At 73.1% G+C, this 24,236-nt stretch carries 20 protein-coding genes; 9 read left to right on the top strand and 11 right to left on the bottom strand.

Annotated elements, in window-relative coordinates:
• Nucleotides 1-54: 54 nt before the first annotated feature.
• Nucleotides 55-660 carry an ATP-binding protein gene (locus ACIQAC_RS23280; RefSeq protein ID WP_402193833.1) on the bottom strand — a complete coding sequence of 202 codons (606 nt, stop codon included), beginning with the start codon at nucleotides 658-660 and terminating at the stop codon, nucleotides 55-57.
• A 182-nt stretch (nucleotides 661-842) separates the two neighbouring features.
• Nucleotides 843-1,166 carry a hypothetical protein gene (locus ACIQAC_RS23275; protein ID WP_402193832.1) on the bottom strand — a complete coding sequence of 108 codons (324 nt, stop codon included), beginning with the start codon at nucleotides 1,164-1,166 and terminating at the stop codon, nucleotides 843-845.
• A gap of 472 nt (nucleotides 1,167-1,638) precedes the next feature.
• Here ACIQAC_RS23275 and ACIQAC_RS23270 point away from each other — a divergent pair, with 472 nt between their 5' ends.
• Nucleotides 1,639-2,763: a PLP-dependent cysteine synthase family protein gene (locus ACIQAC_RS23270; RefSeq protein ID WP_402193831.1), complete on the top strand. Its 1,125-nt coding sequence runs from the start codon at nucleotides 1,639-1,641 to the stop codon at nucleotides 2,761-2,763.
• A gap of 24 nt (nucleotides 2,764-2,787) precedes the next feature.
• Here ACIQAC_RS23270 and ACIQAC_RS23265 read toward each other — a convergent pair whose 3' ends face one another.
• Nucleotides 2,788-3,258 carry an SRPBCC family protein gene (locus tag ACIQAC_RS23265; RefSeq protein ID WP_402193830.1) on the bottom strand — a complete coding sequence of 157 codons (471 nt, stop codon included), beginning with the start codon at nucleotides 3,256-3,258 and terminating at the stop codon, nucleotides 2,788-2,790.
• A gap of 58 nt (nucleotides 3,259-3,316) precedes the next feature.
• Nucleotides 3,317-4,144, bottom strand: coding sequence for a DeoR/GlpR family DNA-binding transcription regulator (locus ACIQAC_RS23260; protein WP_402193829.1), 828 nt, complete (start codon nucleotides 4,142-4,144; stop codon nucleotides 3,317-3,319).
• Nucleotides 4,145-4,433: 289 nt separating this feature from the next.
• On the opposite strand from ACIQAC_RS23260, the gene ACIQAC_RS23255 reads away from it, so the two are divergent.
• Complete coding sequence (locus ACIQAC_RS23255) at nucleotides 4,434-6,755, top strand: hypothetical protein (RefSeq protein WP_402193828.1); 2,322 nt, start codon at nucleotides 4,434-4,436, stop codon at nucleotides 6,753-6,755.
• 40 nt (nucleotides 6,756-6,795) lie between these two features.
• On the opposite strand, the gene ACIQAC_RS23250 is transcribed toward ACIQAC_RS23255, so the two are convergent.
• The 4 genes from ACIQAC_RS23250 to ACIQAC_RS23235 form a co-directional block, all read right to left on the bottom strand.
• Nucleotides 6,796-9,231 (bottom strand): right-handed parallel beta-helix repeat-containing protein, encoded by a 2,436-nt coding sequence (locus ACIQAC_RS23250; protein ID WP_402193826.1) that lies wholly within the window; start codon nucleotides 9,229-9,231, stop codon nucleotides 6,796-6,798.
• 108 nt (nucleotides 9,232-9,339) lie between these two features.
• Nucleotides 9,340-9,942 carry a hypothetical protein gene (locus ACIQAC_RS23245; RefSeq protein WP_402193825.1) on the bottom strand — a complete coding sequence of 201 codons (603 nt, stop codon included), beginning with the start codon at nucleotides 9,940-9,942 and terminating at the stop codon, nucleotides 9,340-9,342.
• 183 nt (nucleotides 9,943-10,125) lie between these two features.
• The gene (locus ACIQAC_RS23240; protein ID WP_402193823.1) at nucleotides 10,126-10,950 is read right to left on the bottom strand and encodes an MOSC domain-containing protein; all 825 of its coding nucleotides are present in this window, start codon (nucleotides 10,948-10,950) and stop codon (nucleotides 10,126-10,128) included.
• 48 nt (nucleotides 10,951-10,998) lie between these two features.
• A complete protein-coding gene (locus tag ACIQAC_RS23235; RefSeq protein WP_402193822.1) occupies nucleotides 10,999-11,424 on the bottom strand; it encodes a DUF6643 family protein in 426 nt (141 codons plus the stop codon).
• Between the two features lie 297 nt (nucleotides 11,425-11,721).
• On the opposite strand from ACIQAC_RS23235, the gene ACIQAC_RS23230 reads away from it, so the two are divergent.
• The gene (locus tag ACIQAC_RS23230) at nucleotides 11,722-13,008 is read left to right on the top strand and encodes a TerD family protein (protein ID WP_402193820.1); all 1,287 of its coding nucleotides are present in this window, start codon (nucleotides 11,722-11,724) and stop codon (nucleotides 13,006-13,008) included.
• Nucleotides 13,009-13,039: 31 nt separating this feature from the next.
• Here the strand turns inward: ACIQAC_RS23230 and ACIQAC_RS23225 are convergent, their stop codons facing one another.
• Nucleotides 13,040-14,233, bottom strand: a complete 1,194-nt coding sequence (locus tag ACIQAC_RS23225) for a glycosyltransferase (protein WP_402193817.1) — start codon at nucleotides 14,231-14,233, stop codon at nucleotides 13,040-13,042.
• A gap of 39 nt (nucleotides 14,234-14,272) precedes the next feature.
• Here ACIQAC_RS23225 and ACIQAC_RS23220 point away from each other — a divergent pair, with 39 nt between their 5' ends.
• A complete protein-coding gene (locus tag ACIQAC_RS23220) occupies nucleotides 14,273-15,064 on the top strand; it encodes a glutamate racemase (protein ID WP_402193816.1) in 792 nt (263 codons plus the stop codon).
• A 95-nt stretch (nucleotides 15,065-15,159) separates the two neighbouring features.
• A complete protein-coding gene (locus tag ACIQAC_RS23215; RefSeq protein WP_402193814.1) occupies nucleotides 15,160-15,705 on the top strand; it encodes a hypothetical protein in 546 nt (181 codons plus the stop codon).
• A gap of 205 nt (nucleotides 15,706-15,910) precedes the next feature.
• On the opposite strand, the gene ACIQAC_RS23210 is transcribed toward ACIQAC_RS23215, so the two are convergent.
• A complete protein-coding gene (locus tag ACIQAC_RS23210; protein WP_402193813.1) occupies nucleotides 15,911-16,984 on the bottom strand; it encodes an O-antigen ligase family protein in 1,074 nt (357 codons plus the stop codon).
• 444 nt (nucleotides 16,985-17,428) lie between these two features.
• Between ACIQAC_RS23210 and lnt the strand changes: the two genes are divergently transcribed.
• The 4 genes from lnt to ACIQAC_RS23190 all read left to right on the top strand — a co-directional run bounded on the left by lnt (nucleotide 17,429) and on the right by ACIQAC_RS23190 (nucleotide 22,537).
• A complete protein-coding gene (lnt, locus tag ACIQAC_RS23205; protein ID WP_402193812.1) occupies nucleotides 17,429-19,030 on the top strand; it encodes an apolipoprotein N-acyltransferase in 1,602 nt (533 codons plus the stop codon).
• Between the two features lie 68 nt (nucleotides 19,031-19,098).
• Nucleotides 19,099-19,578, top strand: a complete 480-nt coding sequence (locus ACIQAC_RS23200; protein ID WP_402193810.1) for an NUDIX hydrolase — start codon at nucleotides 19,099-19,101, stop codon at nucleotides 19,576-19,578.
• Between the two features lie 54 nt (nucleotides 19,579-19,632).
• Complete coding sequence (locus ACIQAC_RS23195) at nucleotides 19,633-20,526, top strand: 3-hydroxybutyrate dehydrogenase (RefSeq protein WP_402193808.1); 894 nt, start codon at nucleotides 19,633-19,635, stop codon at nucleotides 20,524-20,526.
• A 76-nt stretch (nucleotides 20,527-20,602) separates the two neighbouring features.
• Nucleotides 20,603-22,537, top strand: coding sequence for a helix-turn-helix domain-containing protein (locus ACIQAC_RS23190; protein ID WP_402193807.1), 1,935 nt, complete (start codon nucleotides 20,603-20,605; stop codon nucleotides 22,535-22,537).
• On the opposite strand, the gene ACIQAC_RS23185 is transcribed toward ACIQAC_RS23190, so the two are convergent.
• Complete coding sequence (locus ACIQAC_RS23185) at nucleotides 22,526-23,941, bottom strand: MFS transporter (RefSeq protein ID WP_402193806.1); 1,416 nt, start codon at nucleotides 23,939-23,941, stop codon at nucleotides 22,526-22,528. The two genes, ACIQAC_RS23190 and ACIQAC_RS23185, sit on opposite strands and share 12 nt — an antisense overlap.
• Nucleotides 23,942-24,236 lie beyond the last annotated feature (295 nt).

The raw sequence follows: 24,236 nt of genomic DNA, 5'->3' as shown, positions 1-24,236 counted from the left end.
CGTCTGCCGCCCGTCACCTCCGGCACGGGTCCTCAAGGTCCGGTCACCGCCCGGTCAGCCGGCAACGGCTGAGGGGGCGGGAGCGCGTCCGGACCGCTCGGCGTCGGCGGCGAGACCGGCATGTTCGACCTCCGCGACCTCGGCGAACTCCACTGTTTCGGCGACGTCCGCGACATCCGCGACCTGCGCGAAGTCCGCGAAGACCGGCACCGGCGGCTCGGCGGCCGGGCGGCGCGAGGGCGCGGCGGCCCCCGCGACAGCACGGGAGGACGTGGGCAGACTGAACCACACGACCTTGCCGTCGTCGCCGTCCGGCTTGGCGCCCCAGCTCTCGCTGACGGCCGCCACCATGGCGAGCCCACGCCCGCAGGTGGCCAGCGGATCCGCGTCCTCCACCACCGGCAGGCGCGGATCGTGGTCCCGCACCGACACCGTCAGCCGGTCGAGCAGCAGCTCGATCTCGACCGTGCAGGTCTTGTCGGGCTGGGCGTGCCGGTGGACGTTGGTCAGCAGCTCGGTGACACCGAGTGCGGCCCCCTCTATGAGGGGATCCAGATGCCAGTAGCGCAACTGCGCAGATACGATTCTGCGGACCTGGCCGATCCGCGACGGCAGAGCTTGGAGCTCCACCGTGCAATGTCTGCTCGGGTAAGTGATCACGGCTGCGACTCCCCGACGTTGAGGTCCGGAAGAACACGGAGTTCGGATCCAGTGGGTGCCTCGACGAGACGGCCGCCCGCTGTCGTGCCCGGCGGGCTGGTTCGCAGCGTCATCGCCGGTAAACCCTAAGTGACGTGTGACAAGCGTGACCCAAGGGGTTCCGTACCGCAACTCGCGGTGACTCAGTCGTCACGCCCCGCGGCCCTGCGGACCGCCTCGATGAACCGGCGCGCCGCCGGTGGCCCCGGCCTGCCGGGCGCCGGATCGTGCTCGCCCAGGGTCAGCAGGTAGCGCTTGCCGTTGAGGTCCGCGAGCGCCCGGTCGTCCGGCACGAACCACGGCTTCGACGCGCGTACGGCCTGCACCGGAGCGCTGTCGATCTCGCTGCCGTAGCTGGTGAGCAACTCGAGCCTGCCGTCGCTGATCCGGACCTGCCCCGCCCTGGTGAGCGACCGCAGCCCCTTCCCTATCCGCACGCCGCTGGCCGTGAACTCCGGTTCCGCCATGCCCTCCGCCCCCTCACTCGCTCTCTCCCGGTGCCTGCCGCCTTCGCGGGACCGGCCGCGCGTTCCGCGCCAGGCGCATCCCGGATCCCGGCGACACCCCGGCCCACCCGCGGCCGTACTCCAGTATCCGTCCCCGGACCCACCGGTCGACCGGCCCGGGATCCGATGTACCGGCCGGCACACCGGACCACGTCTGCCGAGACACCGCGCCTTCGCCCGGCCGTCCGTCCGGCCCCGCGCCGTGCAGTCTGCCCGCACCCCGGCCCGCGCACCAGTGCGCACGGCCCCTTCGCGCCGGGCGCCAGGCGCACTCGTACGAATGCGCCCCCAGGAGTCGCACGCCCGTGCCCAGGGTCGCCTTTGAGCCGCCCAAAGATGCGTTTATGCAGGTGAGGCGGGCGAAGAGGCGTGCCTATGATCGGTGTGTCGGCCGCCCGGCGAGAGCGTCGGCGCGCAGCGTAAGGAGCCCGCCGTGAGCACCCCCCAGCAGATCCGCCCCGGCGCGACCCTCGACGTGGACCGCACCGACCCCACGTACCGCGACTGGCTCAAAGAAGCCGTCCGCAAGGTCCAGGCCGACGCCAACCGCTCGGCCGACACCCACCTGCTCCGCTTCCCGCTGCCCGAGGCGTGGGGCATCGACCTCTACCTCAAGGACGAGTCGACCCACCCCACCGGCAGCCTCAAGCACCGCCTCGCCCGCTCCCTCTTCCTGTACGGCCTGTGCAACGGCTGGATCCGCCCCGGCCGCCCGGTGATCGAGGCCTCCAGCGGCTCCACCGCCGTCTCCGAGGCGTACTTCGCGAAGCTGATCGGCGTGCCCTTCGTCGCGGTGATGCCCCACACAACCAGCCCGGAGAAGTGCCGCCTGATCGAATTCCACGGCGGCCGGTGCCACTTCGTGGACGACCCCCGCACGGTGTACGCGGAGTCGGCCCGGCTCGCCGACGAGACCGGCGGCCACTACATGGACCAGTTCACCTACGCGGAACGGGCCACGGACTGGCGCGGCAACAACAACATCGCCGAATCCATCTTCCGCCAGCTGGAGTTGGAGCGGTTCCCGGAACCCGCGTGGATCGTCGCCACCGCCGGCACGGGCGGCACCTCGGCGACCCTCGCGCGCTATGTGCACTACATGCAGTACGACACCCGGATCTGTGTCGCCGACCCGGACAACTCCTGTTTCTTCGAAGGCTGGACCACCGGCGATCCGCACGTCACCTGCGACTGCGGCTCACGCATCGAGGGCATCGGCCGCCCGCGTATGGAACCCAGCTTCGTGCCCGGTGCCATCGACCGGATGATGAAGGTGCCCGACGCCGCGAGCGTGGCCGCCGTCCGGGCACTGGAACAGGCCATCGGCCGCAAGGCGGGCGGTTCCACCGGCACCGGTCTGTGGAGCGCCCTGAAGATCATCGCCGAGATGGTCGCCGAGGGGCGTCGCGGCAGCGTGGTGACGCTCCTGTGCGACCCGGGGGACCGGTACCTGGACAAGTACTACTCGGACGCCTGGCTGTCCGAACAGGGCCTGGACATCGGCCCGTACTCGACGGCGATCGCGAGCCTCCTCGCGACGGGCGTGTGGCCGAACTGACCGGGTCGTCCGCGCGGTAGGGCGTCAGCCCGTCAACCGTCGGTCCAGTCCCGTCACCGCGTCCCTGAAGGCCCGTCCCAGCCCCGCCCGCGCGCCCCTGAGCACGGCCCGGAACACCGCCGACCCGTCCGCCGCGAACGTCCACTGCACGCGCGTGCCGCCACCCGCCGGAGCCAGGCGCCACTCCTCCGCCAGGGCACGGACACCCGGCACGTTCGTCGCCTCGACCCGGTAGGCGTACACGGAGGGCTCCTCGGCGACGAGGATCGTCTCGTCGAAACGGGTACCGCCCCTGAGCCGGATCTCCCGCCCCGTGCCGTCCGCCGTCGGCCGCGCCACCGTCACCGCGGAGAACCACTCCGTCCAGCCGGGCACGTCGTGCGCCAGCGCATGGAAGACCGCGTCCGGGGGAGCGGAGATCTCACGGGCGAACACATGCCGTACCGGAGCCCTCCCGACGAAACCGGAGTCCACCGGACGCAGACGGCGAGCCATACGAACACCCCCAGGACAGCGGCCACTTCGCAGGCCACTCAGCCTAGTTGGCGGTCCGTCAGATGTCTGTGTCGCGCACGGGCTCGCCGGCCACGACCAGCCGCAGCTGCTCGGAGATCTCCTCGCGCTCCTCGGCGCCCAGACCGGAGTCGGTGACCAGCGTGTCGATCTGCTCCAGCGTCGCGAACGAACTCAGGCCCACCGTGCCCCACTTGGTGTGGTCGGCGACCACCACGACCCGCCGCGCGGACTGTACCAGCCGCCGGTTCGTCTCGGCCTCCGCGAGGTTGGGCGTCGAGAGCCCCGCCTCCAGCGATATGCCGTGCACACCGAGGAACAGCAGGTCGAAGTGGAGCGTCGCGATGGCCTGGTCGGCCACCGGCCCCACCAGCGAGTCCGACGGAGTGCGCACACCGCCGGTCAGCACCACGGTCGCCGCGCCCGGCCGGGGTCCGGAGGACCGCTGCGCCGCGTGGAAGACGTCCGCGACCCGCACCGAGTTGGTGACCACGGTCAGATCCGGCACGTCGAGCAGCTGGTGCGCCAGCGCGTACGTCGTCGTACCGCCGGACAGGGCGATCGCGCCGCCGGGCGTGACCAGCTCGGCCGCCGCCCGCGCGATGTCCTCCTTGGCGCTCAGCTCCAGGCCCGACTTGGCCTCGAAGCCCGGCTCGTGGGTGCTCGCCTCCACCACCGGGACGGCGCCCCCGTGCACCTTCTCCAGGACGCCCTGCCGGGCCAGCGCGTCGAGGTCGCGGCGGACCGTCATGTCCGACACGCCGAGCTTGCGGGTCAGCTCGTTGACCCGGACGCCACCCCGGCGCCGCACCTCGTCCAGGATCAGGGCCCGCCGCTGCTCCGCGAGGAGGTTCTGATTCTCACTCACGTACGCTCCGGTCCTTTCGCCGCTGGGCCTTCGACAAGCCCCGCACCTGCTACGACAGGCGGATATCCGCCTCTTTGGTGCGTGGGCGTCCCATCCTCGCACGGGTCGCGGCGGGCCGCGTCACCGCCTGCGTGGACGCGCACATGTCAGTTGTGGCCGCTCCGTTGCCGGTCCGTCACACAGAACGGGGAGATTCAGTGACGACAGGTGTGCGGGGGCCGCACGATGGAGATCCTTACGCGCGCACCGACAAACGCCGGAAGGCACGTCACGGGGGAAGTGCTCGACAGTGGAACGCGCGCAGGAACGTGCCGCGGCCGGCGGCACCGCCGGACCGGAACCAACGACCGCACTGGAGCTCCTCGTCCACGGAGTGGGCGGAGCGACACCGGAGAAGATGCTGCACGACCCGCGCACCGAGCGGGTCACCGGCGACGACACCGCGGCGATCTACCGCCGCGCCGACGACGTGGACGCGGAGAGCAGACCGCGCGGCGACCGCGACGGCAAGCCCGTCCCCGAGGCCTACGTCTGGTCCAACCTGACCTCCGGCAACGGCGCCCGCGCGCTGTGGCTGTTGCTGCTGCCGTTCATGGTCGTCAACCTCGCCCACTGGATGCGCCCCGCGGCCCGCGGCCGCGCCCGCGCGGTGCGCCTCTACGGACTCCTGGTGCGGCTCGCCGGGCTCACCCTGACCGTGCTGCTGGTCGCGGCGGCCTGCGAGGTCGCCCTGGACCTGGCCGCCTGGCAGTGCGCGGGCACCCGCGCGTGCGCCGAGCGCAACTCCTGGCTCGGCTTCATGTCCCCCGCCCTGTCGCACAACGGCTGGTGGAGCCCGCCCGGCCGCCGGCTCGCCCTGGCCGCCGTCGTCCCGACGGTCCTGGTCTGCCTGCTGTGGTACCTCTCCCACCGCACCTGGAGCGCGTACGAGTCAGCCCGCCCGATGTCGGGCAGCGCCGAGCCCGGTGACGCCACGGCCCGCACCGCGCTCGGCCGGCCCGGGTTCTGGTTCGGCCGCCGCCTGGTCGCCCGGCTGCGCGCCGCGCACACCGCCGCCGGCCTGCTCACCGTGGCCGGCGCCCTCACCTACGCCGCCGCCCGCCACGACCGCGAACCCGGCGGCCCGGCCACCCTCGACTGGCTCGGCCGGCTCCTGGAGGCCGCGCTGGTCGTGGGCGGCCTCGGCGTGCTGTGGGTGATCTGCCGCCGCGGCCGCAGTGAACGGCGCCTCGACCGCGAACTGGACGGCCATCTCGTCCGCCGGCTGCCGCTCGCCGCGCTGACCCTGCTGCTGCTCGCCGTGCTGTACACGGGCTGGGAGCGCCCCGACTGGCGGTCTACGCACGGACTGCCCGGCGACGCGGCCTTCGGTGCCGTCACCCTCGTCCAGGGCCTGTTCGTCCTCGCCCTCGGGGTGGTGGCCCACGTGCTGCATCGCGCGCGTCCCGAGCCCCGCGCCGCCATGCGCGGCCTCGGCGGTCCCGCGGTCGCCCTGCTGGCCTGCGCGCTGGGAGGCGTGTTCTCCGGCGGCGTGTCGCAGCGTGTCGCGGACTGGCTGGACGGCACCGGGGTGACGATCCCCGGCCCGCCCGTGCTGCTCACCTGGCAGGCGTCCGTGATCCCGCCCCTGCTGATCGTGCTGCTGCTGATCGTGGCGTGGCTGGCCCGGCGCGCCATGCGGCTGGCGCGCGCCGAGGCGGCCACCGTGGAGCGCGAGTACCCCCAGGAGTCCGCGGACGACGGCCGTACCCGCCGGATCGCCCGCACGCGCGCGATGGCCACCCTCACCGACCGGGCGCCCGTCCTCGTCGCCGTGACGGCGTGCGTGACCCTGCTGCTGGGTGCGGGCGCCCTCGTCGGGGCGATGACCACCGACCGGACGCCTGCGACCGCCGCGGCGGACGCCCACCCGTTCGTCCACGGCGCCGCCCAGACCGCGCAGGCCCTCGGCTCCTGGCTGATCGGGCTCGGCTTCATACTGTTCGTCACCTGGGGCCGGCGCGCCTACAAGGACGCCTCCGCGCGGCGCACGATCGGCATCCTCTGGGACGTCGGCACGTTCTGGCCGCGCGCCGCCCACCCGTTCGCGCCGCCCTGCTACGCCGAGCGCGCGGTGCCCGACCTGACCTGGCGGATGGCCACCTGGACGAAGGTGACCGGCGGCCGCCTGGTGATCTCGGGGCACTCCCAGGGCAGTGTCCTCGCGGCGGCCGCGGCCTGGCAGCTCACCCCGTCCGTGCGCAGGCGGGTGGCCCTGCTGACGTACGGCTCACCGCTGGAGCGGCTCTACGGCCGCTGGTTCCCCGCCTACTTCGGTCCGGCCTCGCTCAGCGCGCTGCACCACGACGTGGACTGCTGGCGCAATCTGTACCGCGTGACCGATCCGATCGGCGGCCCGATCCGGCTGACCGGCGAGTGCGGCCCGGAGGTCGACCGGGAGGCACTGGACGACCCGCTGGCGTTCGGCCGCACCGATCTGCACCCGCTGCCCGCGCCGATCCTCGGCCACTCCGACTACCAGGCCGACCCGGCCTTCGAGGACGAACGGGCCCGGCTGCTCGACCGGTTGCACCCGGGCGTGCCGGGCCAGCGTCCGGAGACCGGGACCTAGAGCGGCGCCCGGAAGAGACGGTCCCGGGAGGCCCGCCCGATCACGAGAGTTCGGGCAGGTCCTCCACGAAGAGCAGCGACAGATCGTCCGTGCTGGGTTCCGCGACCTGGGCGACCCGGCTCGCGTGCCGCTCCACCATGGCCTCGAACGTCTGCCGCGCGGTACGGCCGTTGCCGAAGGCGGGGCCCTTGGGGATCTCCGCGAAGTACTTCCGTACGGCCTCCTCGGCGCCCGGCGCGAGCCGGTACTCGTGCTCCTCGGCCTGCTGCTGCACGATCCGCAGCAGCTCGTCGGGGTTGTAGTCGCCGAAGGTGATCGTGCGCGAGAAACGCGACGCCACACCGGGGTTGACCGACAGGAAGCGCTCCATCTCGGCCGTGTAGCCCGCGACGATCACTACCACGGCGTCACGGTGGTCCTCCATGAGCTTCACGAGCGTGTCGATGGCCTCCTTGCCGAAGTCCCGGCCCGCGTCCTCCGGCGACAGCGCGTACGCCTCGTCGATGAACAGCACACCACCACGCGCCCGCTCGAACGCCTCCTGCGTGCGGATCGCCGTGGACCCGATGTGCTCGCCGACCAGGTCGACCCGGGACACCTCGACGAGATGCCCCTTCTCCAGCACACCGAGCGAGCGCAGGATCTCGCCGTACAGCCGCGCGACGGTCGTCTTGCCGGTGCCGGGGGAGCCCGTGAAGACCAGATGGCGCTTGACGGAGGCCGCCTTGAGGCCCGCCTCCTGGCGGCGCCGCCCGACCTCGATCATGTCGGTCAGGGCGCGCACCTCGCGCTTGACGCTGTCCAGGCCGACCAGCGCGTCCAGTTCGCCCAGCACGGCCTTGGAGGAGCGGGACGGCTTCTCCGGTTCCGCGGCGGCCGGCGACGGCTCCTGCTCGGACGTACGCTGCCCGGGGATCGCGCCCAGCAGACCCCCGGAGCGGCCCGCCGTCTCCACCGCCGGCTCCGCGGCGAAGGACGGCCCCACACCGCCGCTCTCGTCGCTGGTGCAGTCCTCCACCACCGCTCCCGCGCCGGACGAGTCCGGGCCCGCGTCCGCGAACTCGTACCCACCGCGCGCGCAGCGCTCCGTACGGCACTTCTTCAGCGTCGCGCGGCAGCCGTCGATCACATGGAAGCCGTAGCCGCCGCTGCCCGTGACCCGGCAGCCCAGAAAGCTGCCGCGGCCGCCCGCCGAGACATAGAACCCGGCCTCGGAGGGGGAGTCGACCGTGCAGCGCTCGACGGTGGGGTCGGCGCCCTTGGTCACGATCACGCCGGTCTGGGTGCCGGTCACCGTGCAGTTGTTGAGGGTGCCGCCGCTGCCGTGGTCGCGGAACCAGGCGCCGGTCGCGGCATCCCGGATCCGGCAGTCGTCGAGCTGCGCGGTGGCGCCGTCGCTCACCGACACCGCCGTGTTGCGCACCTGGGAGAGATCGCTGTCGACGACGTCCGCGCGGGAGCCGCGGTCCAGCACGAACAGCGCGTCGGGCACGTCGTGCACCCGGCAGGAGTCGAGCACCGCGGTCGCCCCGTCACTGACCCACACCGCCGGGTAGTCGCCGGTGCTGTCGAAGATCTCGCACTGGTTGGCGTCCACGCGCGTGCCCGGGTCCCACACCGACAGACCGTTGCGGCCGAACTGCCGCACGGTGGTGCGGGTCAGTGTCAGCACCGAGCGGGAGCGCAGGTCGACCGCGTTCTCCGGGATGTCGTGGATGCTGCAATCGGCCAGCGTCAGCACCGCGTCCGTGTCGAGGGTGACCCCGTCGGTGGTGGTGCGGTGCACGTCGCAGTCGGTGAGATGGGCGGTGGCGCGGGCGGTGATCTGCACACCGCTGCCCCGCACCTCGTAGATCTCGCAACCGACCGCCTCCAGCGCGGAGTTCTCACCCGTCGCGGTCAGGCCCGCGCCCGAGGCGTGGTGCACCCGGCAGCGGTCCAGGCGCGGATGACCGCCGCCGCGCACCGCGACGCCGGCCTGTCCGGCGGAGACCACCTCGCACTCCTCGAACACCCCGCCCCCGCCGTCGACGACGGCGATGCCGATGCCGGCCGGGTTGTCCACGGTGCAGCGGCGCACGGTCGGGCGGGCGCCGCCGCGCACCTCGATCCCGGACGCGGACCGGGTCACCACCCGCACGTCGATCAGCTCGGGCGCCCCGTCCTCGACGAGCAGCGCGGGCGCCGCCGCGTCCTGGCCCTCCACATGCAGATCCTGTACGACCGCCGAGGCGCGCACGGTCAGTGGCACCCCGTCGGCCGGGGCGATCCGCACCGAGCCGGGGGAGCCCTCCGGGCCGCGCAGCGTCACCGCGTGCTGGACCACGAGATTCTCCCGGTAGGTGCCGGGGGCGACGGTGAGCACGTCACCGTCGGCCGCGGCCTCCAGGGCGGCGGCGAGCGAGGCGTACTCACCCGTGCGGCGCCGCCACCTCGATGTACCGGTGTGCGTCACCTGGACCGTGCCCTGTGCCATGGCGTTGCTGTGCCCCCACCTCGTCGTACTCGGCTGCGCTGCCGAAGGGTTCGGCCGGTCCACCGTAGCGTGCGCGCGGGTGGTGGGTTGACCAGAGACGAAAGGCCGTCAACTGCCCGTCCCGGTCCGGCCCCAGTCCGGGCCCGCGCTGTCCCAGGCCTGGTCCCAGTGGGCGTAACGGCGTCTGACCATCCGCCAGACGATCAGCCGTCGGCCGCCCTCGATCAGCGCCGCGACGGCCAGGGCCGTCCCGAAGCCCGCGAGGACCGCGTGTGTGGTGGCCGTGGCCGGATCCAGCGGGCGGGCGACGGTCCGGCCGTCGTGGTCGGTCCAGATCGGGAAGTGGTCGCCCGGCCGCGGCGCCTTCAGCCGGGTCATGACGGCCCCGCTCCGGTCGCCGCCGTCCGGCGCGGCCCAGTGCGCGAGGACCCGGCTGCGGGTGTCGCCCGCGGCGGCCTCCGGGTCGAGGTCCAGCACACTGCGGTCGAGCTTGCGCACCACGGTGGCCGTCACCCGCAGCCGCTCGCGATGCTGCTCGCGCACGGACCGCTCCAGCGCGCCCCCGGCCGCGGAGCCGGTCAGGGAGCCGAGCAGCGGCGCGAGGACAAGGATCAGCAGCAGGGCCGCGAGGGCCACCCACGACTCGACGAGATCGGTTCTGCGGCGCAGCGGATTGTGCCGCCAACGCCAGAGACCGTTGATCGCTCGCACCGTCCCGCACCCCCTTCCTCGCTCCGTGATAACTCCCGGCGGAGCCGTGAACGCGCGAGTCCGGTCGAAGAGAGAGCGAAATCACCTCCGGCCGGGACCTCTCGTGCGGCTTTGACGCGCGGCTCTCATGCGGCTCTCAGAATCCCAACGAGACGCTCCCCGGCCCGGGTTCCCGCCGGACGGCTACGGAAGGATCCTGACCGGATCACCCACGTGGATCGTGCCGCGGTCGAGCGGCACCAGATTCTGTCCGAATACCAGCTTGCCACCGATACGGCGATGCCGCCCGAGGGTGAGCAGGGGCTCCCTGCCGCGCTCGGCGGTGACCTGGTCGGTGGTGGTCACCACACATCGCCCGCAGCGCTTGGCGACACGGAACCGCACCTGGCCGATCGCGAGGCGTGACCACCCGTCCTCGGCCCAGGGCTCGGTGCCGGACACGACCACGTTGGGCCGGAAACGGTTCATGGGCAGCGGGCCCTCGTGCGGATGATCGCCGTTCGCGATCAGCGAGTTGAGGGCGTCGAGGGAGGAGGCCGAGGTCAGCAGGAGCGGATAGCCGTCGGCGAAGCTCACGGTCTCACCGGGCAGCGCGAAATCGGGATCGACGGCACGGCGGCCGGCCGGGTCGTCCATGTGCACGAGGCGTGTGTCGGCGCCCAGAAAAGCGCTGCACCAGGCGTGCGCGGCGGCGTCCGCGAGCACGCCCTCCACCTTGTCCCGGAAGATCTGAAGCGTGATGGTGCTCGCCGGTTCGGGCACGGCCACGGCCAGCGGGTTGAACCCGGGCGCGGACAACAGCACTCCACCGCCCGGCAACGGCTCGGCGGCGGCCTGCGCGAGGCGCGGCTGCTGCCGTTGTGTGACGACCTTTCCCCCGTCGTCGATCAGCACCCAGCGTCGGTCACCGGCCGGCCCCCAGGGCTCCACGACGCATTCTCGGAGTGGCACACTCCGGAACGCCTTGACCGGATGGATGTGGATCGACTGCAACTGCGCGTTCCCCATGAGGCCATCGTGCCAGGTGGCACCCGCGGCCGGTGGTGGGGAACGCGATCAGTAGCCGCGGTACTGCTGGTTGTTGTACGGGTCCTGGTACCCCGTCGGAGCGGGCCGCGGGGCGGCCGGACGCATCGCCTCGTACCCGCTCGGAGCGGCCGGGCGGGGCTGCTGCGGCTGCGGGCCGGGGTAGCCGCGCGGCGCGGCGGTCTGCTGCGGGATGTACGCGGCGGGCGCCTGCTGGAGCGGCGAGGGCTGCTGCGCCTGCGGGTAGCCGTAGGAGGGCTGGGAGGGGCCCGCCGGGAGAGCGGGGAGCGCCGACGGCAGCGCGGGCAGGTGACTGCCCGTGTCGTACGCGGCGGGGACCCGGATCGGGGCGATCTGCGGGGTGCCCCGCTCGGCCACGAGAGAGTCGTAGATCGGAGTGTCCGGGAAGGAGGCGGAGTAGTAGCCGCCGCCATAGGTGGAGCGGGGGGAGGTCATGGCACATAAGTTAAGCCCACGATGTGCTGGTTGGGGAGACCGATAAGAGGGTTGTTTTCCGTGTCGGGCGTGAGCTGGGATCGCCAATGCGAGCGAACTCGGCAAAAAAGGGCGGCAGTCCGCGTTGAGATCGTGTAAAGGCTCAGTTCCCGGCGGGTAACCGGCGGTTGACCACGGGTGTTCGCGTGCGCGGCGCGGGAGTTCCGTGGCCTCAGGGAATAGGTTGAACCGACCGCGAAACGACGGTCGTCCGGAGCGCCGCGCGGCGCGAAGCTCACGATGGGGGCGGACATGTCAATGCCGAAAGGATCAAACGTCCCGGTGCCCACGACGGCACTGCGGGTCGAATTGGGGTGGCGCTCCGGAACGGGGGTGCCGGACGCCGATGCCTCGGCGCTGCTGCTCGTGAGCGGAAAGGTACGCTCCGACACCGACTTCGTCTTCTACAACCAGCCGGCGCACACCTCCGGCGCCATCCGCCACGAGGGCAAACGGGACAGCGGGGGCCGGGTGACCGACTCGCTGGTCGTCGACCTCGCGCGCGTGGAGCCCGCGGTCGAGACCGTCGTCCTCGCCGCTTCCTCCGACGGCGGCTCCTTCGGAAAGGTGCCCGACCTCTACATCGAGGTCCGCGAGGACGGCCGGGACACCGTCGTCGCCCGCTTCGACAGCACCGGCGCCACCGTCGAGACCGCCTTTGTGCTCGGCGAGTTCTACCGCCGCCAGGGCGCCTGGAAGTTCCGCGCCGTCGGCCAGGGCTACGACACCGGCCTCGCCGGCCTCGCCAGGGACTTCGGCATCACGGTCGACGAGCCCCAGCAGGCGGCACCGCCCGCGCGGCCCGCCGCGCCCGCACCACAGCCGGCCGCGCCCGCCCGGCCGCTGACCCCGCCCGCGGCACCACCCCCGCCCGCCGCGCCGCCGGCCACCCCGCCCGCACAGCCCGTACGACTGACCAAGGTCACGCTGACCAAGGCCGCCCCCTCTGTCTCCCTCACCAAGCAGGGCGGCACGTCCGGGATGATGCGGGTCAACCTCAACTGGGAGGTGCGCAAGCAGTTCTCCGGCTGGGGCGACAAACTCGGCCGCGCGGTCGCCATGCACTCCGACCTCGATCTCGACCTGTGCGCCCTGTACGAACTCACCGACGGCCGCAAGGGCGTCGTCCAGGCCCTCGGCAACGCGTACGGCGCGCTGAACCGGCCTCCGTTCATCCACCTCGACGGCGACGACCGCACCGGCGCCACGTCCAGCGGCGAGAACCTCACCATCAACCTCGACCAGCAACAGCAGCTCCGGCGCGTCCTGGTCTTCGTCACGATCTACGAGGGCGCCCGATCCTTCGCCGACCTGCACGCGACGGTCACCCTCACCCCGCAGCACGGCGCCCCCATCGACTTCTCCCTCGACGAGTGCACGGTCCCGTCCACCGTGTGCGCGCTCCTGCTGATCACCAACAACGGCGGCGAACTGACCGTCCAGCGCGAGGCCCGCTACCTGGTGCCCGCGCGCGGTGTCAGCCCCCAGCGGACCGTCGACCACACCTACGGCTGGGGCATGAACTGGACCCCCGGCCGCAAGTGACCGCGCGCGGCCGAGGCAGGCGGACGGTGGCTCAGGCCTCGTCCGTCACCGCGTCCGGGCGGCTGTAGGTGCGGCCCTTCCAGGCGGCACCACGCCCCCGGTAGTGCTGCACCGCGGAGTCCACCGTCATCAGGAGATAGAGGAACGCGGTGAACGGCAGCAGAGGAGCGAGCCACAGGGGCTGACCGTAGTACCGCAGCATCGGGACATACGTCCCCGTCATCACGAGCCATGCCGCCGCGCCGAGCCACGCGGCCGCCGCGTCGCCGGTGGCCGCGCCGCCGGCCAGGGCGACGGGCGGCACGAGATAGACGAGGGCGAGTCCCGCGACCGTACCGGCCAGGAGCAGCGGGTTGTGCCGCAGCTGCGCGTAGGCGCTGCGCGACACCATCCGCCACAGGTCGTGCAGCCGCGGATACGGACGCACGCTGTCCACCCGGTCGGCCAGGCCCAGCCAGACGTGACCACCGCTGTGCTTCACCGCGCGGGCGAGCGCCACGTCGTCGATCACCGCGTGCCGGATGGCGTCCGGGACCCGCGCCCGGTCGGCCGTGGCCGCGCGCAGCAGCACACAGCCGCCGGCCGCGGCCGCCGTGCGCGAGCCCTTCCGGCCGATCCGGCGGAAGGGATACAGCTGCGCGAAGAAGTAGACGAAGGCCGGTACGACGAGCCGCTCCCAGACGCTCGCGACCCGCAGCCGGGCCATCTGCGACACCATGTCGAAACCGCCGCCCTCCGCCGAGGCCACGAGTGCGCGCAGACTGTCCGGCGTGTGCGCGATGTCCGCGTCCGATAGCAGCAGAAACTCCGGACCGCGCGCGCGTGCCAGACCGATGCCGTGCCGCACCGCCCAGAGCTTGCCGGTCCAGCCGGTGGGCGGCTCACCCGGCGAGTCCACGGTCAGCGCCAGACCGCCGTGCCGCCGCGCGAGATCGCGGGCCAGCTCCCCGGTGCCGTCGGTGCTGCCGTCGTCCACGAGGATCACCTCGGCGCGCCCCGGGTACTCCTGCGCGAGCAGCGACGGCAGGCTGTCCGGCAGCACCGCCGCCTCGTCACGGGCGGGGACGACGACACAGACGTACGGCCACACGTCCGGCTCCCGGCGCGGCGGCAGACGCACGTCGGTGCGCCAGAAGAAGCCCTGGCAGAGCAGCAACCACAGCCAGGCGGCGAGGGACACGGCGGAGATCCACGCGAAGGCGCTCACGCGCGCAGTCTGCCCCACCGGACCGGCCCGACACGGCCCATCGTCTATCGTGGCCGGGTGAAGATCGCGGTTATGGACTCCGGAATCGGCCTGCTGGCGGCGACCGCCGCGGTACGACGCCTCCGCCCCGACGCGGATCTCGTCCTCTCCCTCGACCCCGACGGAATGCCCTGGGGTCCGCGTACGCCCGAGGACCTCACCCGGCGGGCCGTGGCCGTCGCCGAGGCCGCCGCCGCGCACCACCCCGAAGCCCTGATCGTCGGCTGCAACACGGCGACCGTGCACGCCCTGACCGCGCTGCGCGAACTGCTCGAACCCGCGCTGCCGGTGATCGGCACGGTCCCCGCGATCAAACCGGCCGCCTCGGGCGGCGGACCCGTCGCCATCTGGGCCACCCCCGCCACCACCGGCAGCCCCTACCAGCGCGGACTGATCCGCGACTTCGCCGACGGAGTCGCCGTCACCGAGGTGCCCTGCTGGGGCCTCGCCGAAGCGGTGGAACACGCGGACGAGAGCGCGATCGACGCCGCCGTGACGGCCGCCGCCGCGCTTACCCCCCACGAGGTAACGACCGTCGTCCTGGGGTGCACCCACTACGAACTGGTCGCCGATCGCATCCGCGCCGCCGTGCAGCGGCCCGGCGCACCGGCGCTGGTCCTGCACGGCTCGGCCGAAGCGGTGGCCGCGCAGGCGCTGCGCCGCATCGGCGGCCGGCCCAGGCCCGACGCGGTGGCCGACGGCACCGTGACCGTCCTGCTGAGCGGACGCCCCGGCGCGCTGCCCGAGCCCGCGCTCGCCTACGCGGAGGGGCGGCTCCTGCGCGCGGCCGCCCCGGCCCGCTCCGCCTAGCCGGCGAGGGGCCCGGACGCCCCGGGCGGCCGTCCGGAGCAGTCACTGTGTGCACCGAGGTACCCGCGCAGCGAATCCTGAGTAACCTCGAAGCCATGAGGGACCACCCCCACGGCGCGCACGCGCCGCATCCCGATGTCTGGACCGGGCGTGCCACCAACCGTGTCCAGTGGTTGCTGGCGCTCGTGGGCGCCGCCTGTCTGGCGCTCGGCATCCAGCTGGCCGTCGACTCCGCGTGGACGTCGAGCTCGGCCCCGCTGGTGATGTCCGTCGTCGGCTGCATCCTCGCCGGGATGCTGGTCCTCTTCGGCACCCTCGCCTTTGTGCACGTGGCCCTGCGGGTCGACCAGGAGTGCCTGGAAGTGCGCTGTGGCCACATCGGCGTACCGCGCCGCACCATCCCTCTCTCCCATGTCGCCGGCGCCGACTTCGTCGCCCACGTGACACCGCGCCACTGGGGCGGCTGGGGCTACCGCTGGCTCCCCGACAAGGGCACCGCGGTCGTCGTACGCCAGGGCGAGGGCCTGGTCCTGCGGCTGTGGGACGGCCACACCTTCACCATCACGGTGGACGACGCCGAGGCGGCGGTCCGGGTCATCCGCGACCGACTGCGCTCGACGACACCGGACACCGCGCACTGACTCACCCGTCCGGCGGTGGTTGGGTGCGTGAGCGGGGGCCTCGCGAGGACAGACGCGGTCGCTGACCGGCGCGCGCTGTCGGGTCGCCGCCGCCGCCGCGCGGGAGGGCCGGGTTCTTCGTCGGGCGCTGGGCAGGCGTTGGCCTGTTCGTCCGCCGGTCGCGTGCGCGGGCCGGGATGCCGTCGGCCACGAGACGGTCGGCGGTCTACCCCTCCGGCCGGGACGCTGTCGCCTGTACGCGTCGGGGTTCCTCGTCCCGTAGTGGACGTGCCGTGCTCAGACCGATCAGCAGGCCCGCGCCCGCCGTCACGGCGGTGAAGCTCAGCGCGTTGCCCACGGCGGCGACGACCGCCAGCGCGGTCAGCGCGGCACCGGCGGTGAGAACGACCGGCGTCGGCCGCGCGGCCCGCCACAGCGCGAACAGCACCCAGCCGAACGCCGCCCCGAGCAGCAGCACACCCACCACACCCTGTTCCGCCGCCTGCTGGAGCAGGGCCGAATGCGGTTTGCCGTCGGACGCCAGGGTCTCGACGGCCGTCGGACTCAGCTCGCCGAAACGACCCGGACCCACGCCCACCATGGGCTCCTGGCCCGCCATCCGCAGCGCGTCCCGCCACAACTCCACGCGGTGACCGGTCAGCTGTCCCTCCAGGGAGAGGGTGAGCCCGTCCGGAAGGATCTTCGCGGCCACGGCCCAGGTCCCTCCCGTCACCGCCGCCGCCGCGACGGCCAGACCCGCGATGCCGGCCCCGCGCCGCTGCATCCGCCCCGCCGCGATCGACGCCAGCAGCACCAGGGCGCAGGCCAGCGCGCCCGTCAGCGAGCCGAGCGCCGCCGCGGTGACCGCGGCCGCGGCGGCCAGCGCGCGCAGGGCCAGCCGGTTCGCGGGTACGGGGGTCGCCCAGGCCGCGCAGCAGGCGGCGCCCGCGGCGAGGGTGAGCAGGGCGGCGGTGGCGCCGGTGTGCCCGAGCGGCGGACCCGGCTGCGGTCCCGGGCCGAGGTGCGGCACCGCCACGGTCAGCGAGATCCCGGCCACCGTGGCGGCGCAGGGCGCGGCGACCGGAAGGAGGGCGCCCGTGATCCGGCCCGCTGCGTGACCGGCGGCCACGGCGAGCACGGCCAGCAACGCCCCCTCGGGGCGGCCGTCGTGCGCGGCAGCCGTGATCAGCGACCAGACGGCGCAGCCGCCGAGCACGGCGACGCCGACCGCGTCGGAAACGTTTCGTCTGTCGTCCTCCGCCGCCGCTCCGGCCGCGGAAACACTCCTCGTGGACCCCACCAGTCCCCCCGGACCTCTGCCCCGGCCCCGGCCGCGCGCGCCGGTGTGACAGCGGCGCGCCTCGGGGCTCGGGCACACGGTAACGGCTGAGGGGCGTTTTGTGGATGAAGGGCGGTGAGATGTGCAGAAACCGTGCGGTCCGGGACACGTGCGGAGGGCTCGGCCGCCGGGTCCGGTCCGCGTGCCGGGCCCCCGCCCCTCGCTCGCCCCCGACCGTCCTCCCGGCGTCACACCCCGGCCCCGGGCCCGCGCCCCGATCGCCCTCCCGGCGTGACAGCCGGCTCTCCGTCCCTCGCCTGCCACCGACCCGCTTCCCGGCGTGACCGCCCGCTCCCCGTCCCTCGCCTGCCTCCGGTCCGCTTCCCCGCGTCGCAGCCCGCCCCCGTCGCTCCCTCGCCCCGACCGTCCTCCCGGCGTCACAGCCCGTCGCCGTACACTCCCGGAGTGACCGTGACCGCACCTCCCGACAACGGCCCCGTCCAGACCCAGCCGCAGCGACCGCGCCCCGGCTGGCCTGTGCGTCTCGTCCCGGCCGTCGCCGCCGCACTCTCCGGAGTGCTGCTCTACGTCAGCTTCCCGCCGCGCACCCTGTGGTGGCTCGCCCTGCCGGCCTTCGCGGTCTTCGGCTGGGTGCTGCGCGGCCGGAGCTGGAAGGCGGGGCTCGGTCTCGGTTACCTCTTCGGGCTCGGATTCCTGCTGCCGCTGCTGGTGTGGACCGGCGTGGAGGTCGGCCCGGGACCGTGGCTCGCGCTGGTGGTGATCGAGGCGATCTTCGTTGCCCTGGTCGGCGCGGGTGTCGCCGTGGTGTCGAAGCTGCCGGCCTGGCCGGTGTGGGCGGCCGCCGTGTGGATCGCCGGAGAGGCGGCACGCGCGCGGGTGCCCTTCGAGGGGTTCCCCTGGGGCAAGGTCGCCTTCGGACAGGCCGACGGGATCTTCCTGCCGCTCGCCGCGGTGGGCGGCACACCGGTGCTCGGCTTCGGTGTCGCCCTCGCGGGCTTCGGCCTGTACGAGATCGTCCGCCTCGGCATCGAGACCCGCCGCACGCGCGTGGTGCGCCGGGGCGCGGCCGCGGTGGCCCTGCTCGCCGTGGCCGTACCCGTACTGGGCGCCCTGGCCGCCCGTTCGCTGGTCAGCGACGACGCCGAGGACGGCACGGCCACGGTCGCCGTCGTGCAGGGCAACGTGCCCCGCGCGGGACTCGACTTCAACTCCCAGCGCCGCGCGGTGCTCGACTACCACGCGCGCGAGACGGAGCGACTGGCCGCCGAGGTCAAGGCGGGCAAGGTCGCCCAGCCCGACTTCGTACTGTGGCCGGAGAACTCCTCCGACATCGATCCGTTCACCAACGCCGACGCCCGCGCGGTGATCGACAAGGCCGCCAAGGCCATCGGCGCACCGATCTCCGTCGGCGCCGTGGTCGAGCGCGACGGCAAGCTGCTCAACGAACAGGTCCTGTGGGACCCGGTCGAGGGTCCGACCGACACCTACGACAAGCGGCAGATCCAGCCCTTCGGCGAGTACCTGCCGCTGCGCTCGCTGATCGGAGCGATCAACAGCGAGTGGACCAGCATGGTCGCCCAGGACTTCAGCCGCGGCAGCGAACCCGGTGTGTTCACCATGGACGGCGCCAAGGTCGGCCTGGTCACCTGCTACGAGGCCGCCTTCGACTGGGCCGTGCGCTCCGAGGTCACCGACGGCGCCCAGATGATCTCCGTGCCGAGCAACAACGCCACCTTCGACCGCAGCGAGATGACCTACCAGCAGCTCGCGATGTCGCGGGTACGGGCCGTCGAGCACAGCCGTACCGTCACCGTCCCGGTCACCAGCGGCGTCAGCGCGATCATCATGCCGGACGGCACGATCACCCAGCGGACCGGAATGTTCGTGGCCGACTCGCTCGTCCAGGAGGTGCCGCTGCGCTCGTCGCAGACGCCCGCCACCCGGATGGGCATCGCCCCCGAGATGGCCCTGCTGCTGGTCGCGGCCGGCGGCCTCGGCTGGGCGATCGGATCGGGTGTGCGTCGGCGGCGCGCCGGTGACGCGTAGTCGTACGACCGCCGTACGCCCCCTGAAGTGGGCCGGAGCGCGCGTAGCGGCCCGTTAGGGTCGGAGTCATGGCTACTCCTGACTTCATCACCGCGCTGCGTGAGTCCGTCGGTCATCAGCTGCTGTGGCTCCCCGGGGTCACCGCCATCGTCTTCGACGACGAGGGCAGAGTGCTGCTGAACCGGCGTACCGACACCCGCAGGTGGTCGGTGCTCGGCGGCATCGTCGACCCGGGGGAGCAGCCCGCGGCGTGCGCCGTGCGGGAGGTCTACGAGGAGACGGCGGTGCGCTGCGTCGCCGAGCGGGTCGTCCTCGTCCAGGCGGGGAACCCGGTGACGTACGACAACGGTGACGTCTGCCAGTTCATGGACATCACGTTCCGCTGCCGCGCGGTCGGCGGCGAGGCCCGGGTCAACGACGACGAGTCGCTGGAGGTCGGCTGGTTCGCGGTGGACGCCCTGCCGGAGCTGAACGAGCACGGGCTGCTGCGGATCAAGCAGGCGATGGCCGACTCCCCGACGTGGTTCGACCCTATGGGTTCCAGGTGAAGTGTGGGGCGTGACCACATGGGTCGGGGTGCAGGGACGGCCTAGGGTCGGGCCATGACCACGCCCCCCGCCGCCGTCCCGGGCCCGCCCGCCACCCCAGCACCACACAGCACCTCAGCACCCCGTCCCGCTTTGGTACCCCATGCCGCTCCTGCACCCCATGCGGTTCCGGCTCCCTACGCCGTCCCGCTCGATCTCGGCGGGCGCACGGCCCTCGTCACCGGTGCCGCCGGGGGCATCGGCCGAGCCTGCGCGCTGCGGCTCGCGTCCGCCGGGGCCAAGGTCAGGGCGGTCGACCGGGACGCGGCGGGCCTGGACGCGCTCGTCGAGCGGGCCGCCGGACTGCCGGGCACCGTCGAGCCGCGGATCCTGGACCTGACCGACCTCGACGCCGCCGAACTCGTGGCCGCGGGCACCGACGTGCTGGTGAACAACGCCGGGCTGCAACTGGTGCGGCCCATCGAGGAGTTCCCGCCGGACGTGTTCCACACCGTGCTCACCGTGATGCTGGAGGCGCCCTTCCGGCTCATCCGCGGCGCCCTGCCGCACATGTACGGACAGGGCTGGGGCCGAATCGTCAACGTCTCCTCGGTGCACGGCCTGCGGGCCTCGCCCTTCAAGTCGGCCTATGTGGCCGCCAAGCACGGACTGGAGGGGCTGTCCAAGACGGCGGCGCTGGAGGGCGCGCCCCACGGGGTCACCTCGAACTGTGTGAACCCGGGCTACGTCCGCACCCCCCTGGTCGAGCAGCAGCTCGCGGACCAGGCCGCCGCGCACGGAATCCCCGAGGAGCGTGTCCTCACCGAGGTGCTGCTGCGCGACAGCGCGATCAAACGCCTGATCGAACCGGAGGAGGTCGCCGAGACCGTGGCCTACCTGTGCGGCCCGCAGGCCCGCTCCGTCACCGGCACCTCACAGCTCCTGGACGGCGGCTGGAGCGCGCACTGAGCGTACGGCGGGCGGGCCTGCCCCGAGTTTTCCACAGGCCTGACGGGGCGGCCGGACGATGAGCAATCCTGTGCACATGTCCCGCGATCACGTGCAGTCCACCGAGCGCCCCACCGGGGCCCCGTCGAGCGACGCCGAGGCGCCGTTCCTGGAGCTGCTGGCGCGCGGCGCCTCCGCCGACGCCTACGAGCAGCCGGTGCTGCTGGCCCGCGCGGAGGGCGGGGCGCCCGGGCGGATCGCCGCACTGGAGGGCGCCAAGCTGCTCGCGCTGCGCGTGCGCGCCGAGCTGGAGGGCCGCCGGCGCCGGGAGGCGGAGCTGTCGGCACTGTTCGAGACCGCACACGACCTCGCCGGACTGCGTGACCTCGACGCCGTGCTGCAAGCCATCGTGCAGCGCGCCCGCTCCCTGCTCGGCACCGACGTCGCCTACCTGAGTCTGAACGACCCGGCGCGCGGGGACACCTACATGCGGGTCACCGAGGGCTCGGTCGCCGCCCGCTTCCAGCAGCTGCGCCTCGGTATGGGTGAGGGGCTGGGCGGTCTCGTCGCACAGACCGCGCGGCCCTACGTCACCGACGACTACTTCAAGGACGCCCGCTTCCAGCACACCACGACCATCGACGCCGGCGTCGGCGACGAGGGCCTGGTCGCGATCCTCGGCGTGCCGCTGATGCTCGGGCCGCACGTCATCGGGGTGCTCTTCGCCGCGGACCGGCGCGCCCGTGTCTTCGAGCGGGAGCAGATCGCGCTGCTCGGCTCCTTCGCCGCGCTCGCCGCGGCCGCCATCGACACCGCCAACCTGCTCACCGAGACCCGGTCCGCCCTCGCCGGCCTGGAGCGGGCCAACGAGATCATCCGCGACCGCAGCGGGGTCATCGAACGCGCCTCCGACGTCCACGACCGGCTCGCCGAACTGGTGCTGCGCGGCGGCGGGGTGCACGACGTGGCCGCGGCCGTCTCCGAAGTCCTCGACCGCACGGTCGAGTTCGCCGAGTCCGACGCGGCTCCCGCGACCGCGCTGGAGGCGTCACGCGCCGAAGGACACGCCGTACTCCACAAGGACGACTGGATCGCCGCCGTCGCCGCGGGCGGCGAACTCCTCGGCGCCCTCGTCCTGCGCGGCCACCCCGGCCTCGACCCGGTCGACCAACGCACCCTGGAACGCGCCGCGATGGTCACCTCGCTGGTGCTCCTCGCCCGGCGCTCCGCCGCCGAGGCCGAACAGCGCGTACGCGGTGAACTCCTGGACGACCTCCTCGACGCCCGCGACCGCGACCCACGGCTGCTGCGCGACCGCGCGACCCGGCTGCACGCCGACCTCGACGCCACCCACGTGGTCCTCGCCGCCCGGCTCCACGGCACCGCCGCGGACGCCGAACAGGAGGCGGCGGCCCGCCGCCGCCTCTGGTCCGCCGCCTCACACCTCGCCGCGACCCGGCACGGCCTCGCAGCGGTCCGCGACGGGGGCACGGTCCTACTCCTGCCGCTCACCGGCGGCGACACCGCCACCGACGTGGCCCGCCGCACCGCACGCCACCTCGGCCGGGCCGTCCACGAGTCCGTCACCGTCGGCGCCTCCGCCCCCGTCGAACACCTCGCCGCCCACCCGGACGCCGTCGCCGCGGCCTACGCCGAGGGCCGTCGCTGCCTGGACGCCATGCGCCTGCTGGGGCGCGACGGAGACGGCGCCGCGGCCGAGGACTTCGGCTTCCTCGGCCTGCTGCTGGCCGGCGACCGCGACATCGCGGGCTTCGTCGACCGCACGATCGGCGAGGTGGTGGCCTACGACGAACGCCGTGGCACGGAGCTGCTGCGCACCCTCGGCGCCTACTTCGACTGCGGCATGAGCCCGGCCCGCACCAAGGACGAACTCCACGTCCACGTCAACACGGTGGCGCAGCGCCTGGAGCGGGTCGGCCGCCTCCTCGGCGACGACTGGCAGAGCCCGGCCCGCACCCTGGAGATCCAACTCGCCCTGCGCCTGCACCGGTTGGCGTCCTCACCGCCCTGACCGCAGCGGCGGGGACGTCTTCGCGGACGTGTCGGACCCGTCGGACCCGTCGTCCTCGCCGGCCGGGGACGACGATCGGACCTCGTTGAGGTCCCGGTCGCGGGTCTCCTTCGCCACCCCCACCGCGATCAGCGTGAGCACCACGGCGGCGATCACGTACAGGGCGATCGGGGTGGAGCTGTCGTGGTCGGCGAGCAGTGCCGTCGCGATCAGCGGCGCCGGGGCGCCCGCCGCGACCGACGAGAACTGGGCGCCGATGGAGGCGCCGGAGTAGCGCATCCGGGTCGCGAACATCTCGGAGAAGAACGCCGCCTGCGGCGCGTACATCGCCCCGTGCAGCACCAGGCCGACGGTCACGGCGAGGACGAGGTGGCCGAAGCCTCCGGTGTCGATCAGCGCGAAGAACGGGAACATCCACAGGCCGACCCCCGCCGCGCCCAGGAGATACACGGGCCGCCGCCCCACACGGTCCGACAGTGCGCCCCACAGCGGGATCACCGCGAAGTGCACCGCCGACGCGATGAGTACGGCGTTCAGCGCGGTCTGTTTGGAGACGCCGGCCGAGGTGGTGGCGTAGACGAGGATGAAGGCGGTGATGACGTAGTAGCTGATGTTCTCCGCCATGCGGGCGCCCATCGCGACCAGGATGTCGCGCCAGTGGTGGCGCACGACGGCGACCAGCGGCAGCTTCTCCGCCGGCGCCGAGGTGGCCTTGCGGGACTCGGCCTGCGCGAGGGCCTGTTGGAACACCGGCGACTCGTCGACGGACAGCCGGATCCACAGGCCGACCAGTACCAGGACGCCGGAGAGCAGGAAGGGGATGCGCCAGCCCCAGTCGGAGAACGCGGCGTCCGACAGCACGGCCGTCAGGAACGACAGCACACCGGTCGCGAGCAACTGCCCTGCGGGCGCGCCGGTCTGCGGCCACGACGCCCAGAAGCCGCGGCGGCGCGCGTCCCCGTGCTCGGACACCAGCAGGACGGCGCCGCCCCACTCGCCGCCGAGCGCGAAGCCCTGCACCAGCCGCAACACGGTGAGCAGGACCGGCGCCGCCGAGCCGATCGTCGCGTGGGTCGGCAGCAGACCGATCGCGAATGTGGCCCCGCCCATCAGCAGCAGACTCAGCACCAGCAGCTTCTTGCGGCCCAGCCGGTCCCCGTAGTGCCCGAAGACCAGTGCGCCCAGCGGCCGGGCGGCGAAGCCGACCGCGTACGTCAGGAACGAGAGCAGGGTGCCGACGAGCGGGTCGGAGCCCGGGAAGAACAGCTCGTTGAAGACGAGCGCGGCGGCGGAGCCGTAGAGGAAGAAGTCGTACCACTCGATCGTCGTGCCGATGAGACTGGCGGCGACGATGCGCCTGAGATTGCCGGGTGGGGTGGGCGGGGCGGGTGCTGCGGAGGCCATGAACGCCACTTCCTCGTGTGCCGTGGGGACGGGTACGTGTCGGCACACGGTAGGAACGTCCAGGTCACTGGCGTATATGGCGGGACACCATAGTTCTGCGCGCTGGAGTGCGTGTTCGCACCATGGAGGCGCCACCGAGCATCATCGATGGCCGCACTGGGGCAGCGAAGGCCTGTAGGTCCGAAGGTCTGGTGCCTGGTCCGCGGTCCCACCGTCCCGCGTTCGCCCGCATTGCCTGATGGCCCACCGGTTGTCTGACGGCCTACCGGCCGGTCACTGCCGCCGATAGAGTCCG

The organism is Streptomyces sp. NPDC088387 (genome assembly GCF_044753385.1).
Classification (GTDB): domain Bacteria; phylum Actinomycetota; class Actinomycetes; order Streptomycetales; family Streptomycetaceae; genus Streptomyces.
Note: the sequence above shows the minus strand (reverse complement) of the source record. Positions and strands in the feature narration are given on the sequence as shown.

Coding starts and splice junctions, on each gene's coding strand:
- ACIQAC_RS23250 (WP_402193826.1), bottom strand. CDS start 9,231: ATGGCACAGGGCACGGTCCAGGTGACGCACACCGGTACATCGAGGTGG.
- ACIQAC_RS23265 (WP_402193830.1), bottom strand. CDS start 3,258: ATGGCTCGCCGTCTGCGTCCGGTGGACTCCGGTTTCGTCGGGAGGGCT.
- ACIQAC_RS23195 (WP_402193808.1), top strand. CDS start 19,633: ATGACCACGCCCCCCGCCGCCGTCCCGGGCCCGCCCGCCACCCCAGCA.
- ACIQAC_RS23200 (WP_402193810.1), top strand. CDS start 19,099: ATGGCTACTCCTGACTTCATCACCGCGCTGCGTGAGTCCGTCGGTCAT.
- ACIQAC_RS23235 (WP_402193822.1), bottom strand. CDS start 11,424: ATGACCTCCCCCCGCTCCACCTATGGCGGCGGCTACTACTCCGCCTCC.
- ACIQAC_RS23190 (WP_402193807.1), top strand. CDS start 20,603: ATGTCCCGCGATCACGTGCAGTCCACCGAGCGCCCCACCGGGGCCCCG.
- ACIQAC_RS23185 (WP_402193806.1), bottom strand. CDS start 23,941: ATGGCCTCCGCAGCACCCGCCCCGCCCACCCCACCCGGCAATCTCAGG.
- ACIQAC_RS23275 (WP_402193832.1), bottom strand. CDS start 1,166: ATGGCGGAACCGGAGTTCACGGCCAGCGGCGTGCGGATAGGGAAGGGG.
- ACIQAC_RS23215 (WP_402193814.1), top strand. CDS start 15,160: ATGAGGGACCACCCCCACGGCGCGCACGCGCCGCATCCCGATGTCTGG.
- ACIQAC_RS23230 (WP_402193820.1), top strand. CDS start 11,722: ATGCCGAAAGGATCAAACGTCCCGGTGCCCACGACGGCACTGCGGGTC.
- ACIQAC_RS23240 (WP_402193823.1), bottom strand. CDS start 10,950: ATGGGGAACGCGCAGTTGCAGTCGATCCACATCCATCCGGTCAAGGCG.